This window comes from Flavonifractor hominis, assembly GCF_040095835.1.
Taxonomy (GTDB): Bacteria; Bacillota; Clostridia; order Oscillospirales; family Oscillospiraceae; genus Flavonifractor; species Flavonifractor hominis.
Window position 1 is genome coordinate 1 of sequence record NZ_JBBMFT010000019.1, and the last position, 15,837, is coordinate 15,837.

General features: G+C 56.5%; 5 protein-coding genes. 4 read left to right on the forward strand and 1 reads right to left on the reverse strand.

All coding sequences use genetic code 11. The features are described 5' to 3' along the window. The first annotated feature begins 9 nt into the window (after positions 1–9). The gene (locus tag WMO45_RS13480) at positions 10–162 is read left to right on the forward strand and encodes an S-layer homology domain-containing protein (RefSeq protein WP_349141409.1); all 153 of its coding nucleotides are present in this window, start codon (positions 10–12) and stop codon (positions 160–162) included. A gap of 160 nt (positions 163–322) precedes the next feature. Here WMO45_RS13480 and WMO45_RS13485 read toward each other — a convergent pair whose 3' ends face one another. Beyond that, complete coding sequence (locus WMO45_RS13485) at positions 323–1,696, reverse strand: vWA domain-containing protein (RefSeq protein WP_349141405.1); 1,374 nt, start codon at positions 1,694–1,696, stop codon at positions 323–325. 514 nt (positions 1,697–2,210) lie between these two features. On the opposite strand from WMO45_RS13485, the gene WMO45_RS13490 reads away from it, so the two are divergent. The 3 genes from WMO45_RS13490 to WMO45_RS13500 all read left to right on the forward strand — a co-directional run. After that, the gene (locus tag WMO45_RS13490; RefSeq protein ID WP_349141406.1) at positions 2,211–3,278 is read left to right on the forward strand and encodes a substrate-binding domain-containing protein; all 1,068 of its coding nucleotides are present in this window, start codon (positions 2,211–2,213) and stop codon (positions 3,276–3,278) included. Between the two features lie 185 nt (positions 3,279–3,463). Beyond that, the gene (locus WMO45_RS13495; RefSeq protein WP_349141407.1) at positions 3,464–10,315 is read left to right on the forward strand and encodes a glycosyl hydrolase 115 family protein; all 6,852 of its coding nucleotides are present in this window, start codon (positions 3,464–3,466) and stop codon (positions 10,313–10,315) included. Positions 10,316–10,776: 461 nt separating this feature from the next. After that, on the forward strand, positions 10,777–15,837 hold a 5,061-nt coding region (locus WMO45_RS13500; RefSeq protein ID WP_349141408.1), incomplete at its 3' end, for an InlB B-repeat-containing protein.

The window sequence follows — 15,837 nt, forward strand, 5'->3', positions numbered from 1 at the left end:
GCCGCCTCCGTGTCCGCCTGGGCACAGGACGCCATGGAGTGGGCGGTGGCCGAGGGCATCCTCACCGGCAAGAACGGTTCCGCTCTGGATCCCCAGGGCACCGCCAGCCGCGCCGAGGTAGCCACCATGCTCATGCGGTTTACTCAGAGCGAGGACAACTAACTTTTCGTTCTTCCTTTCCTTTTGAGATGGCCTGTGGAATAATATTCCACAGGCCATCTCTTTGTCGTCTATTGGGCGTTTCTGCGGCAGATTTTGCAGCATCTGTACAAACGGATCCGACACATATGTACCACCGCCCGGCAGGGCGGTGGATGGTTGGTTAAAGGGTGATGACAGACTCACAACAGCGATAATCGGTATCGATGTTGTTGGCAAGAAAGCGGGCCTTAAATTTGCGGGGGCCGCATATGCCTTCGTTCGACAGAGACCGGTTATCTGGCACCACAAATTTGATGCATTTGACCAGTACGTCACGGCACATGGGGAAATTATGCGCGGGAATGGTCATCACCTTCATACCGCGCTGATACTCCATACCGCTCTGATCCACTTCGGTGAGAATGGCCGCCAAAGCCACTCGCTTTCCGGGACAGACATTTTTGATGGTTACATCCATCTGAATGATTTGCCCCTGAGATTCCAGATAGACATCCCCCATGTCTACCAGGACGGAATCCTTACAGCCCTCTACCGTCAGTTCTACCGGTACAGGACAGTCCTCTGGATGGACCACAATGTCACAGGAAACGGATACAGTGGGCTTAGGGAAAGAAACGACATTCCCCTCGTTGTCGGAATAGGTGATTGACTCGTTGACCAGTTTGGTTCCGGGCAGCTGGCTTATATGCCGGATGAAGAAGTCCAGGGTCGCGCTTTCGCTGGAGGAAACCCCCAGCTGCGGAATGTTCCAACGCAGAGAGTGCGCATCAAGCATGGTGGCGGAACCTTTTGTAGGAGAGGAAATACTGGTGATGACAAAGTCCGGATTGACCACTTCGTGGATGGCGATGTTGGTGGCTCCTGGTTTGGAGATGTTGGCGGCCAACTCTGCAAAGAGCGCTTCCAGGTCGGCTGCATCCGGTGTAACCGCCACATGGGAGGCATCGGGATCGGTGGCCCAGTCGTTCAGCGCTGTAATGTCCAGCCCGTCAGAGCCGATCAGGCCGATACAGTAGATGATAATTCCCATGGCCCTGGCGGCAGATGCGATAGGGGCCGGGGGGGCTCCGGTGGTGGTATTGCCGTCGGTAAACATCACGATCACCTTGGCATTGGTAGAGGCGGGATCAAACAGTTGGACGGCTTTGGTAAACGCATCTGCGTGATTGGTGCTGCCGCCGGCCGTCAAACCGTCTACGGCAGTTTTTAATGCGTCCACGGAGGTAATCAGCTGTGTGTTTGCCACAGCTGTATTGGAAAAGCTGACGACGCCCATTTGGCTTCCCGATCCGATCTGCCCATCCTTGTTGTTGTCTGTGGCCTCGTCAATGAGATCGATGAAGGTTTTTGCGCCCAGCTTCATGGCAGCCAGGGGAGCGCCGGTCATACTGCCGGAGCGGTCCAGTACCAGTACGATATCGGTGGGATTGGAAACAATATCCGGCGCGGCGGTCAGCGCCAGGGTTACCCGCAGAGCACCGTCGCAGGTAATGCGGTCGGTGTTGATCACTTTGTTGGAATTTGTAACACCCATTGTGTTACCTCCTTCTGGGATAAGTGCCCACCTCATACTATGAACATGCCGCCGGAAGTGTCATTGCCGGAAAGGGGGACACTCTTATGGCCTTTCCAATGGAACCAGTACACAATGCTGCACCGTGCACCTGGAACGGTCTGTCAAATCTAACAAAGTAAAGTAATAATAAAATCAGATAATATAGAAAAGAAATCGTTGTATACAAGTGAATTAAGTTTCATTACAGGTAGCGGGAATATTAAAATTATGCAAATTCTATACGATATAAACAAAAAAATTTTTTAATAAGACATTGCGTTGACAAATTTGATTAAAAATATTAGCATGCTAGTAAACGAAAGATGTCCCGCGGGACATCTCCTTTCTCTGTGCAGAGAAAGGAAAGAGAATTGCCGAAAGAAACATCATCTGTCATACAATTGTAACGTTGTAAAGTCAATTTGTATAAATTCGAAGAGACTGCGGTTTTGACTTTTAAATATATTTAGGCTGATACAAAAGAGAGAATGGCATGAGAAGAGAGAAAAATCGCGTTACAATCCGAGATGTGGCGGCGCGGGCAGGGGTTTCGCCGTCTACAGTGCACCTGGTAGTAGCAGGAAAGACGGGACCCAAGGAGGAGACTCGCCAGAAGGTATTGCGAGTGGTAGAAGCCCTGCACTATCGATGCAACGCTGCAGCATCCTCTCTCAAACGGGGAGAGACGTGGATCGGGGCAGTACTTCCAGCACCGGAGGGTGGCAATGAGCTATACTACGGACCGATCTGGAAGGGGGTGCGAGACTATTGTGAGAGTACGCAGGATTTCAATATCCAACTGATGGAGCTGCCGTATCGGAATGACGGATCAGTCACGGTTCAGCTGAAGAGCGTAGAGGAGATCCAGTCCGAGGAAAAACTGTCGGGTGTGGTCGTACTGGGCGATATTGCGCCGGAAGCACGGAAAGCCTTGCGCAGGTTGAGTGACTTAGGGCTGCCCATTGTGCTGGTCAACGGCGAAGTGCCGGAGATAGGGCCTGTGTGCAGTGTACAGACGGAGAACTATCTGCTGGGCTGCACTATGGGAGAGATTCTGGTGCGGACAACGCCAGACGGAAGTGGAATCCTGGCCTGCGCAGGCGGGAAAAGTACTCCAGCCAACGTGGAGATGGTGCAGGGTCTGGAGTCTTATCTGCGTGAATGTGCACCGGAGCGGATGATATATAAGATTTACTACGGTTACAGTGACGAAGAGATTCAGCAGCTCTATAGACAGTTGCTGGAAGTCCTCAAAGATAAAAAGATTGGCGGCTGCTGCAGCGTAACGGCACGGGGAAGCATCCAGCTGGCCCGGGCGCTGGAGCGGACTGGGATGGCAGGGCGAATTTCGGCCATTGGCAGCGATATTTTTTCTGAAAATATGGAGAGCTTGAAGAAAAATGTGTTCCAAAACTTGATTTTTAAAAACCCATACCAACAGGGCTGGCAAGCGACAAAGAGATTGTTCCAGCATATCTTCCGTGTCAGACAGACAAAAGGTGAGATAGAGCGGCTCAAGGGAGAGGTTGTGTTCCAGAGTTCTATTTCCATGTATCGATGAGCAAACGGAAGATACACGATAGAATAAGCCCCGCAGATAAGGGACCATGGGGCAGTTTACACCGGCTTACACGTCTATGCCTGCAGGCTGTCCGGCACGAGATGGACAAGAGAGGAGGCAAGCAACCGGAACAGGAATAGACGTTGACAGCAAATACAGCGTCGTTTTAAGAGAGGGGTATTTGGATGAAAAAAACCAAACGGAGCTTATCGCTCCTGCTGGCGTTCTCCATGCTGGCATCCACGATCCCATATTCCGGTATGGGGCGTGCTTCGGCGGCGGAGGACACCTGGTTTACTGATGTGCCCGCAGAACACTGGGCATATGAGTATGTATCGGACGTGACATCCAAGGGACTGTTCTTGGGGACTGGCGACGGCAGCACGTTTTCCCCTGAGGAACCGATGACCCGCGCCATGTTTGTGACGGTCCTGAGCCGTATGGATGGGGCGGAAGTAGACGACAGTGCGTCCACCGGCTTCAGTGACGTGCCGGCGGGGACCTGGTACACCGGAGCGGTGGAATGGGCCGTGGATGCCGGTGTCACCGAAGGCAACGGCAGCGGCGCGTTCCTGCCCGAGCAGGCGATTGACCGTGAGCAGGTGGCGGCGATGCTGATCCGCTACTGTGACTATGCAGGGATCGAGCTGGAAGAGACGGAAGAGGCCATGGCCTTCACGGACGCAGCCTCGATCAGCGGTTGGGCCACGGAGGCCGTGACGGCCTGCCAGCGCAGCGGGCTGATGACCGGTTACACCGATGGCAGCTTTGGCCCCGCCCGGCAGGTGCAGCGGGCGGAAGTGGCTGCGGTGATGTCCCGGCTGGCCGCCATCGCGGAGCCCGGCGCGGTGCCGGCGGAGAGTTTCCGCGTCCGTTTCGACAGCAACGGCGGCAGCCAGGTAGAGGACCAGGTGGTGGAGGCAGGGAAGCTTGCCGAGCGCCCCGGGGACCCCACCCGGAGCGGCTACCGCTTTGACGGCTGGTACAGCGATGGAGAGCTAAAGGAGAAGTACGATTTCTCCAAGCCTGTGAGTGCCGACCTGACTCTCTACGCTAAGTGGACCAAGACCTCCAGCGATGACGATTCCACAGACCCGGAGCCGACCCCGGCGCCTGCCAGCGATTGCATCTATAATGGTACGACGACGGCTCCTGTCATCATCGACAAGGCCTATCCTGATGACGAGGATAGCTACGTACAAATCGCTCGCGCAGTGGGCGATCTGCGGCAGGACATTGCCATGGTTACCGGTGGGATTGACAGCCATGAGATCCAGATGCTCTACAATGACGACATGGAGCGGCAGGCTGAGCGTCTGGACGCAGCTGATCCTGACCTGGTGCCGGAGTTGATTACCGATGTATCCGATGTGAATGCCGGTTACGCGATCTTGGTAGGCAGCATTGACGACAGCGCCATAATCCAGGGGCTGATTGAAGCCGGAAAGCTGGATGAGGCGAAGGATATCCAGGGCAACTGGGAATCCTATGTGATCAAGGAAGTGGAGGAGCCACTGCCTGGCGTAGATAAGGCCCTGGTTATTGCCGGCAGTGACGCCCGTGGTACTATTTATGGTATCTATACCGTCTCGGAGATGGTGGGCGTTTCGCCTTGGTACTGGTGGGGCGATGTTACGCCTGAAGTAAAGGACAATATCCAGGTGTCGGTTGACGAGCCGATTGTGGCCGGAGAACCCTCGGTTCAGTACCGTGGCCTCTTCCTCAACGATGAGGAAAATTTCACCGAATGGTCCCGGAAGTTTGAGAACGACACCGACTCGCCCGGACATCCCAATGCTGGTGTATATGCCAAGGTGTTTGAGCTGGTCCTGCGTTTGAAAGGAAATACGGTCTGGCCCGGCATGCATAAGCCCAGCGACGCCTTCAACAAGTACCTGGATGAGGATGGATTGCCCATCAATGCCAAGGTCGCCAAAGAGTATGGCGTGCTCATGGGGTCTTCTCACTGTGAGAACATGTTCCGAAACAATGAAGGTGAATGGTATCCCTGGGCAGCCGCCAACAAGGACAAATACGACGCTGTGGGCGAGCCGCAGTACGACTATTCCATCAATCCGGAAGCGCTGAACGCTTACTGGGGTGAGCGGCTGGAGAGCAGTGCCAAAGGCGGATTTGAGAATATTTATACCATCGGCATGCGGGGCGTGCACGACTGGGGCATGGCATATGCCGGGCTGGAAGACAAGAGCCTGAAGGGGCAGATCGGCCTTCTGCAGAAGATCATTGATGCCCAGCGCTCCATGGTCGAGGAGTTCTTTGGGGCGGAGGATGCGGTGCCCCAGGTATTCCTGCCCTATAAGGAGGCGCTGCAGTACTACAACGGCGACCCGGACAACGGAGTTGCCGGTGTCCAGATCCCGGATGACGTCATGCTGATGTGGCCGGATGACAACCACGGCTACCTGCGGCAGGTATTGACCGAGGACGAGCGTGAGCGCAGCGGCGGCGGTGGTGTATACTACCACATCTCCTATTGGGGTATCCCCATCAGCTACCTGTGGATCAATACCACGCCTCCCAGCCTGATCTATGAGGAGCTGAAGAAGGCGTATGATACCGGCGCCGATGATTATTGGATCATCAATGTGGGCGACCTGAAGCCCTCTGAGATCTCTCTGGAGTTCTGCATGGACCTGGCCTGGGATATCGACTCCCAGACGCCCGAGACCATCCCCGACTTCCTCGCCGACGTGGCTGAGCGCGACTTTGGCCTGGACGAGCAGGGGGCTGCGGAAGTCTCTGATATCATGCTGGACTACTACCAGTACAACATCGCTATGCGGCCTGAGTTCCAGGGCTTCAGCTCCATGGATACTTACAGCTCCATCGCCAACGGCGATGAGGCCCAGATCCGTATTGACCAGATGAGCGAGGTCTTCGACCGGGCGGATGCCATCTACCGTAACCTGCCTGCTGACAAGCAGGACGCATTCTATGAGATGGTCTACTATCCCATCCGGGCCAGCAAGTTTACTCTGGAGAAAAATATCTACCAGCAGAAGAGCCAGCTTTATAAGCAGCAGGGCCGCTATGGCAGCGTTAACGCTTATATCGAGCTTTCCAAGCAGGCATACGGCAACATCATGTCCGACCTCAACTACTACAACAAGGAGCTCAATGGCGGTAAGTGGAACGAGATCATGAACCCCTACCAGCGGAGCAATGGCCTGCCCCAGATCAAGGGTGAGCTGGAGTACGAGCCTGTGATCAAGAGCGACGCCGTCCAGGGCATCGGTGCTGTGTGTGAGGGTCAGAAGAATGGCACGGAGGATGTGACCCTTTCCTTCTCCTCCCTGACGGACGATAAGCGCTTCATTGACGTGTTCAGCCGCGAGGCCAAGGCAAACAACTGGTATGCCGAGGTTGATGGCGACTTCATCCAGCTCTCCAAAACCGGAGGCAGTGTGGAAGTAGAGGACCGCATCTGGGTCAGCATCGACTGGAGTAAGGCTCAGGACGGTGCCAATACCGGTTCCGTCACCATTAAGGATGACTTTGGTTTCAGCAAGACCTTCCAGATCTCCGCAGATAAGTCCACTCTCCAGCCGGAGGCGAACACCTATGTTGAAGCCAACGGTTATGTAGCGATTGAGGCGGAACACTACACCGAGGCCATTGCCAAAGGCGACAGCCAGTGGCAGGTGGTGGAGGGACTGGGCCGCAGCGGCAGCTCCATGCGCGTCTATCCCGACATCTCTGAGAAGATCACCGGTGACTTTGCGGAGAAGTCTGCTCAGCTCCAGTATCGCATCTATTTCGAGAGCACCGGCACCTTTAACGGCACCCTGTACCGTATCCCCACTCTGAACGAGGGCCGCGATGAGAATGGCGTGACCAAGACCTGTCAGATCGCCGTGGGCCTGGAGGGACAGGAGCCCACTGTTCTGTCCGGCGAGTCTTCCGCCCTGAGTCAGAGCGCCCGGTGGCAGAAGAACGTGGAGGAGCACATCGAGAAGCTGTCCTTCCAGATCACCGTGGATCAGCCCGGCTACTATACCTTGGTGGTCTATAAGGCGGATGCCGGCATTGCGTTCGACCGTATCGTCATCAACACCGGTGGCGAGCAGGCTTCTTACCTTGGCCCCAACATCAGCTACAACACCATCCCCGGCGCTTACGTCCAGGCTCCCATCTCCACGCCTCCCCAGCTGACCCTTGACGGGCTCGAGTTCGAGGACGGACAGAAGCGGGACAACTACTGGTTTAACTTCGGCGCTTCCGGTACGGTCTCCAACTACATCACTGTGGGCACCGACACTGTGCAGGGCGCGGGCCTCAACTATGGTTGGGCGGCCGATAGCCAGATCGAATCGGTTATCAGAGACGATGCGCCCAAGGCTGCCGATCGGGACAAGAGCTTCATCCACGGCAGTGAGCCTACCCATTTCTTCGTAAAACTGCCTGAGGGCAAGTACACCGTGCAGCTGGCCTCCGGCGACCGGCTCAAGGACGGCGGTATGTCTTTTGAGATGAGCGTGAAGGCCAACGGTCAGGAAGCCCTCTCCAATGTCTCCATCCAGGCAGGTACTACCCTGGAGAGCTGCTTCATCGCTGAAGTGGGGAGCGACGAGACTCTGGACCTGGAGTTCAGCGGCACCTGGGCCGTCACCAGCATGGAGATCATGCCCTATACCGAGCCTGAAGTCAGCGGCAATGATGGCGCGTTCCTGGCCGAGAACGGTACCGTTTGGATCGAGGCCGAGGCAGCCCTGGAGGATTCTGAGTATGCCTCTGCCAAGGCTGGAAATCCAACCGCCTGGATGGAGAGCTCCGGCATGAGCGGCGGCGGCATGGTACACGGCCCCAACTCCAGCACCAACTTCAGCAATACTGGTAATTTGACGAACAGCCCCATGCTCTCTTTCAAGGTCAAGTTTGACCAGAGCGGCGATTACACCTTCTGGGCCCTCAAACGTGCGGTCAGCGATGACGATGACTCCTTCCACATCGGCGTGGACGGGAAGTATGTGGGGACCTACAACCCCGGTTCGGAGCAGACCAGCGCCTACCAGTGGGCCAAGATCGACAATACTGTAACTATCAGCAGTGGATATCACACCATCAACGTTTGGGGCCGTGAAGACGGCGTGCTGCTGGACAAGTTCTGCATCACCAAGTCCGGTACGACCCCCAGCGACCTGGGCGGCGCGATGAAGCGTGAGATCAACAACGATGTCCAGGCTACCAAGGTCACCATCCGTGCCACCGAGGACGTCATCACCGTGGGTGAGAGTACCATCCTGACTGCCGAAGTGGAGCCAGGCGATGTCACGATCCCCGGCGTCACCTGGAGCATCCTCTCCGGTGAGAGCTCCGCTTACCTGGATGAGCAGCCCGATGGCTCTGTGGAGCTCGTCGGCGTCAAGGCTGGCACCGTGGAGGTCAAGGCGGCCTCCAAACAGTCTCCCGGAGTCTCCGCACGCTATACCGTCACGGTCAATGGTAAGCAAGGCGTCGCCCAGGGCGTGTTCCTGGAGACGGACGGGTCGGTATGCATCGATGCCCAGACCGCTCTGGAGGACAGCGAGTACGCCTATGTGAAGGATGGTCAGACCCATAAGTGGTCGCTCAACGGTGCCCGGAACGGCCTCCAGGCCTCTCCGAACCGCGGCGATATCTGGGACGGCAATGATGTGGACTACCTCAACGAGGTGGCTCCCAGCATGAGCTTCCAGATCGACTTCTCCACGCCGGGCGTGTATTACATGTACACCCTTATCAGCCATCCGGATGGTTCCTCCGACTCCATGCATGTGGCCCTGGACGGTGAGTACCAGTTCAACACCAACAACAGCAAGAGCGGCAGCTTGGTTTGGGACAAGTACCCCTCTTCCTGGAACTTCGAGATCACCACGCCGGGTGTCCACACCCTTACTATTTGGGCCAGAGAGGACGGCTGCGTGCTCAACAAGATCTATTTGACCAACGATCCCACCGACCCCCTGCCCACCGGCATGGGTCCCATGGAGAGCCCGCGTGAGGAAATCGAGACCCTGATCCATGTGAAGGAAGTGACCATCAAGGGCACCACACCTTCCATTGAAATCGATGAAACCACGGTTCTGACCGGCACGGTCCGCCCCGCTGAGGCCAACGATACCACTGCTACCTGGTCCCTGGTCTCCGGTGAGGACTGCGTGAACATGGAAGAACTGGACGATGGACGGGTGAGCATCACCGGCCTGGCCGAGGGTGAAGCGGTGATCCGCCTCACCTCTAACCAGGACCCCGAGGTTTTTGCCGAGTATACCCTCACGGTCGTCGGTGAGGACTGGACCCCTGGCGCCTTCCTCGAGGTGGATGGACGTGTCTGCCTGGATGTCACTTCCGTTATGGAGCAGAGCGAGTACGCAAACTATACCGACCAGGGTGAGTTTGTCTGGAGTGAGCAGGATGTCAACGACCAGCCTGCCATGGTGCTCTCCTCCAACAATAACATGCAGTGGAAGGAGACGGAACTGGAGAACGTGCCGTCCCTGTCCTTCCAGGTGTATTTCCAGGATCCCGGCACCTATTATCTGTATACCTTCACCAGCCACCCCGATGACAGCTCCGACTCTTTCTTCGTCGGGCTGGACGGAGAGTTCCTGTTTGATACCAACAACAATACGGGACACTCCGGCAAGCTCAAGTGGCAGCGCAACAACAGCATCTGGCGCATGGAGGTGGAAGAGGCCGGTGTGCATACCATCACCTTCTGGGCCAGAGAAGACGGTGTGGTAGCCCACAAGTTCTACCTGTCTCAGAACGGCACCGAGGATATGCCTACTGGTACCGGACCTGAGGTCAGTAACCGCGTCAAGCTGGCTGCGGCGCAGACAGATGGTAACATGATGGAGCTGATCCCGCTGCTGCCGGCAGAGCCGGTGCCTGAGGATCCTGAGAGTGAACAACCTCAGCTTCCTCAGGAGCCAGACCAGTCTGATGTGACGGGACTTCCTGAGCAGCCCGAAACCACGGAGCCTCCTGAAGAGACCCTGTTCCCGGAGGAGAGTGGGGAGAATGTTGATTTGTAACCCCATCTAAAACAGTAGAGCCCCCATATAGCTTTGCTACATGGGGGCTCTGCTATTATCTATTGTAGGATTTTTCTGAAAATAGATATGCCATCGAAGTTGGACCGAAGGATGCGGACGCCCAAAGAACAGACCGGGTTTTGGCAATGGATTGAGGGCAGTTTTGTGGTTGTGTCGGTGTATAAAACAAAGCGATCTATTTAGGAAGAGACTTGACAGGATTTGGTCGGAATAGTAGAATTCTATATAGCATTTTAGATAAAATATCTCGCAAAAAGGAGAAAGCGTGTGGCAGTTTCGCATAAAAATAGCGGGGGGTGAAAAGACAGGCCTTTCTGTAAGCTGACAACAAAATCAGGATTTCCACAGCAAGTGCAATAAAAGCATACCTGCCGTATCGGAGCGCATGGAAGGTGGTCCCTTATGACGGGCAGACAGTTGGAAGAGAGGAAGTTGTCTTTATGAAAAAAGCCTGGAGCCGGCTATTGTCCTTGACGCTGGCAGCTACGCTTTCTGCGTCGCTGAGCGTCCCGGGAATGGCGGCCGAAATGACGGAGCAAAGCGGACAGCATGCGGTGGGCGCTGTGCGGGACGCCTACGTGGAGAGCGGAAAAGCGGACCAGAACTTTGGTCAGGCGGATACCGTACGGGTAAAATTGACGCCCAGTGCAACAACAAAGCGGGAGACGCTGTTGACCTTTGACCTGGCGCAGATGGAGCCGGAGGAGATCCAGTCCGCCATCCTTTCCATGCAGGTGACAAATGGTTCCACCAATGTTACCGCTGCCACCCGGCAGCAGTATGTACGGATTGCGGTCAATGAGATTCCGGACACCTGGGAGGAGACAGAAGTAACCTGGAACAATTCCAGGGATCTGGAGCGGACTTATATCACAACGGCAGATGTCTATGCAGTACCGGGTGAGACCTTTGAAGCGGACCTGACCGATTTTATACAGGATAAGCTGGCCGAAGGAATTACCCGCTTTTCCCTGCTGCTGGAGTCTCAGGTGAGCCACGACGGAATTCTGGTGGATTTCAGCAGCCGTGAGGGCGCCTCCGCGCCTCAGCTGATCTTCAATCAGGAACGGCCCGCCGGAGAAGAGGATGGCCATGAGCTCTGGCTGCGGTATGACCCGGATTCCGTGGATGCTGCCATGCTGGCGGAATATCAACAGCAGGTCACGCAGCTGGTGTGTGATGAGAGCTGTGAGGATGGGATCCTTGCCTCCGCCCTGGCGGAATTGCAGCTGGGTACCAGCGGCCTGTTTGGACTGGAAGAGCCCATGCAGCTGCAGTCGGCAGTCACCAAAGATGGAGCGGTTGTATTCGGTACAGCAGATTCCCCGCAGATCCAGGCTCTGGGACTGGATCTGTCCGGTCTGGGCAGGGAGGGATACTTGCTCTGCTCGAAAACGATTGACGGACATTCCGCTACGGTCATCGCGGCCAATACGCCCAACGGTGTGCTGTATGGCGTATTCCAGTTCCTGGCCAGGATGCAGACCGGAAAGTCGCTGAAGGACCTGTCCATCCAGGATGTGCCGGTCAATGACTATCGCATGCTGAACCACTGGGACAACGCCAATATGACCATTGAGCGCGGCTATGCCGGCCTGAGCATCTGGGACTGGAATCAGCTGCCGGAGCTCAAGCCTGAATATACCGAATATGCCCGCGCCTGCGCCAGCGTAGGCATCAATGGCGTGGCGCTGAATAATGTAAATGCGGATGCCGCCTTTATCAGTGAAGCATATCTGCCCAAAATCCAGGCGCTGGCCGACGTGTTCCGGGATTACGGAATTCAAGTTTACTTGTCGCTGAATTTTGGAAGCCCGAACAAGGAGGGGGTAGGTAAGCTCGAAGATTACCCCAGTGCAGACGATGCTTGGGCAGCCATGCAGGAGTGGTGGACAGATAAATTTTCCGAGATCTATTCCTATATCCCGGATCTTGGCGGATTTTTGATTAAGGCGGATGCAGAGGGGCAGCCGGGACCGTTCAGCTATGGAAAGAACCACGCAGATGGAGCGAATATGCTTTCAGACGCCCTGGCGGCGTCCGGACACGACGGTCTGATTATCTGGCGGGCCTTTGTATATGGCGATATCCCCGACAAAAACCCCGACCGTGTGGCACAGGCCTATGAGACCTTCCAACCCATCGATGGTCAGTTCAATGACAATGTGGTCATTCAGATCAAAAATGGTCCCTTGGATTTCCAGGTGCGCGAACCGGTCCACCCGCTTTTTGGCGGCCTGAAGCAGACCAACGTGGGGTTGGAGGTCCAGGTTACCCAGGAGTATACCGGCCAGGATGTGCACAACTGTTACCTCGTCCCACTCTATAAGGAAGTGTTTGACTTTGACACCTATGCTTACGGCGAGGGCAGCACAGTGGCCAACCTGCTCAGCGGTAGTGTAGGCGCCAACAAAATCTCGCTGGTGGCCGGAGTAGCCAATACCGGCAGCTTTACCAACTGGACCAATCTTCACCTGGCCCAGGCCAACTGGTACGGGTTTGGCCGGCTGGCGTGGGATCCTGATACCGCCCAGGAGGATATCACCACAGATTTTGTCAAGATGACCTTTGGCTGCGAGGAGCAGGTGCTGACCACCATCTCGCAGATCCTGACCGATTCCCGCGCCATTTATGAGAGCTACACCTCGCCGCTTGGACTTGGATTGGTTTCCGACGGCGGCCATTTCTCTCCCAATCCGGCCGGCCGGCAGAGCTATCATAAGGCGGACAGCGAAGGAGTCGGTTATGACCGGGTCACAGGCGATGCGTCGGACCGGCTCTATGTGGACCAATACTACCCGGAAAATACACAGCGTTACCGGGACCTGGAGACCTGTCCGGAAGAGCTGCTGCTCTGGTTCCATCATGTCCCGTATGATTACCAGCTGAATAACGGTGAGACCGTGCTGGAGCGGCTTTACAGCAGCTACAGCAATGGGCCGGCGCTGGTGCAGGAACAGATCGACAAGTGGAGTGCTCTGGAGGGCAAGATCGATGCCCGGCGCTTCCGGGAAGTGCTGGAAAAAATGCAGCAGCAGAAGGCGGAGGCACAGAAGTGGGCCGATGCATACATCGCTTACTTTGAAGAGCTCTCCGGCGTACCCTGCATGGCCAATCAGGCGGAAGCGCTGCTGACCGGGCTGCAGGAGCGTATGGACGCGGTGGAGCCGGGTTATGGAGTCGGACAAGTGCCTGCGCAGTACCGCATGGCGGCCCAAGAAGCTGTAGATGCACTCAAAGCGCTGGTAGAAGCCGGCGTTACGGGCCAGAAAGAACTGTACGAGTGCTACCATGCGGCGGAGGCTCAGGTTGCCGACATGGAAGCCAGGGTAAAAGCACCGCTGTATCAGGCAAACCTGGGGGCAGCGGCCCTTACGCTGACACCGGGGCAGAGCGTGCGTATTCCCGTGGCGGTCACCCCCGACGATGCCGACCATCAGCTGGCAGAGCTATCCCTTGATCAGGCGGGTATCATAGAGATAACCGAGCGGGAAGACGACTTCGTTACCCTCAAAGCGTCCGCCGCCGGCACGGCAGTGTTGACCCTCCGTGCCAATGATGGATTGCTGCAGTCCAAGTGCACCATTACAGTGGCCGACAGCGCGCCCACATATGCCTCGCAGGTGCAGCTGCCTGAGGAGCAGAGCCTTACAATGGGGACACGTACGCCGGTGGTACCTGTTCTGACCGGGGAGGGCTGCGATCAGAGCCTTGTTTGGTCGGTGGATCAGCCCGATGTGGTACAGGTAGCGCTGAGTGAAAAGGGCGAGGTGGAGCTGATTCCATGCGGCATCGGTACCGCTACCGTCACTGCAACCACGCCGGATGGAAGTGCGCAGGATGCGATGAGCATCACGGTAGATAGTGGCGCGGCAGACGAACAGCTTTTGTCGCGTGGAAAGTCGGCGACGGCCTCTTCCTACCAAAACGCGGACCACGTAGTGGAAAAGGCATTGGACGGTGACATGTCCACCTATTGGGGCGGAAACACCTCGTCCAATGAGTGGTTTATCATTGACTTGGGTGAACTTTGCCAGTTGAGCCGCTTTGAAGCAAACTGGCTGACCAAAGATAACCGCTACTATCAATACTATGTGGAGGCCAGCACGGACGGAGAACATTACACCGAAATCTGTGATCATCGGAACAATACCCAGTCCGGCCTGGTAAGTGATACCCTGGATGGTATCATGGCCCGCTATATCCGCATCTACGTTACAAAGTCGTCGAAGGGCCTGGTGGCTGTCAATGAGTTTGAAGTATATGGCTCAGTGGTCTCCCTGCCATTGCTCAATGCTGCGCATCGCTACCTTTCCCCTGAGGATCAAATGACGCTGCGTACTTGGGATGGCAGCAGCGTCATCCAGTGGAGTGTGGAGCAGGGAGAAACTGTAATTGCCTTGAGCGAGGAGAAGGACACCTCGGTTGCTGTTACAGCATTGACCGAAGGAGAGGCTGTCGTCCGGGCAGAGTGGGCGAATGGACTGGAGGCGTTCTGCCGGATCACGGTAGGTAATTATGACGCCCAGATTACCGGTATGTGCCCCCTTGATCCGGTCACCGTTCCTCAGGGTACCGAGCTGTCCCAGGCCGCGCCTCAGACCGTCACCGTCTATACCGCAGATGGACAGACCTATGCTTGTCCTGTGGTATGGGAGGAAGATACCTATAATCCGGATCTTCCCGGTACTTATCTGATTTCCGGAACACTGGCACCAGAGCAAAGTGTGCAGAACCCTTATCAACGGACCGCGCAGCTTTCGATCCATGTGGCTCAGGCTCCCGAGCAGTACACCGTCACGGTAACTACCCAGGGCGAGGGCGAAGCATCCGCCACGCCCACCGCGGCCGCCGAGGGGGACACCGTGACCCTGACTGCCCAGGCTGCTGAGGGCTGGCACTTTGTGAAGTGGACCAGCGAGGACGTGACGGTGTCCGGGGACAATACCTTCCAGATGCCCGCCAAGGACGTCACCATCACCGCCGTGTTTGAGCAGGATACTCCTGTGGTCACCGGCGTCACCGTCTCTCCCGACACCGCCAGCGTGCAGGTGGGCACCACCCGGCAGTTCAACGCTGTGGTCACCGGCGAGAACGAGCCCAGCCAGGCCGTGACCTGGAGCGTGGAGGGCACGGAGAATCCGGGCACCACCATCTCCGACGACGGCCTGCTGACCGTGGCCGAGGACGAGACCGCCGAGACCCTCACCGTCACCGCCACCTCCGTGGCCGACGGGGAATTCTCCGGCACCGCCGCCGTCACTGTCACCGCCGCCCCGGTGGAGACCTATACCCTCACCGTCAACGGCGGCACCGGCTCCGGCGAGTATGAGGCCGGCGCTCAGATCACCGTCACCGCCAACACTCCCGAAGAGGGCATGCAGTTCGTGAACTGGACTGCTGATGGCCTGAAGCTGGAGGATAACACCGCTACTACCCTGACCATCACCATGCCGGCCAATGCCGTGACCCTGACGGCCAACTATGAGGCCATCCCGGTC

What these genes read in the sequence shown, in the direction of transcription:
- WMO45_RS13485 (WP_349141405.1), bottom strand. Translation starts at nt 1,696, where the DNA reads ATGGGTGTTACAAATTCCAACAAAGTGATCAACACCGACCGCATTACC.
- WMO45_RS13490 (WP_349141406.1), top strand. Translation starts at nt 2,211, where the DNA reads ATGAGAAGAGAGAAAAATCGCGTTACAATCCGAGATGTGGCGGCGCGG.
- WMO45_RS13495 (WP_349141407.1), top strand. Translation starts at nt 3,464, where the DNA reads ATGAAAAAAACCAAACGGAGCTTATCGCTCCTGCTGGCGTTCTCCATG.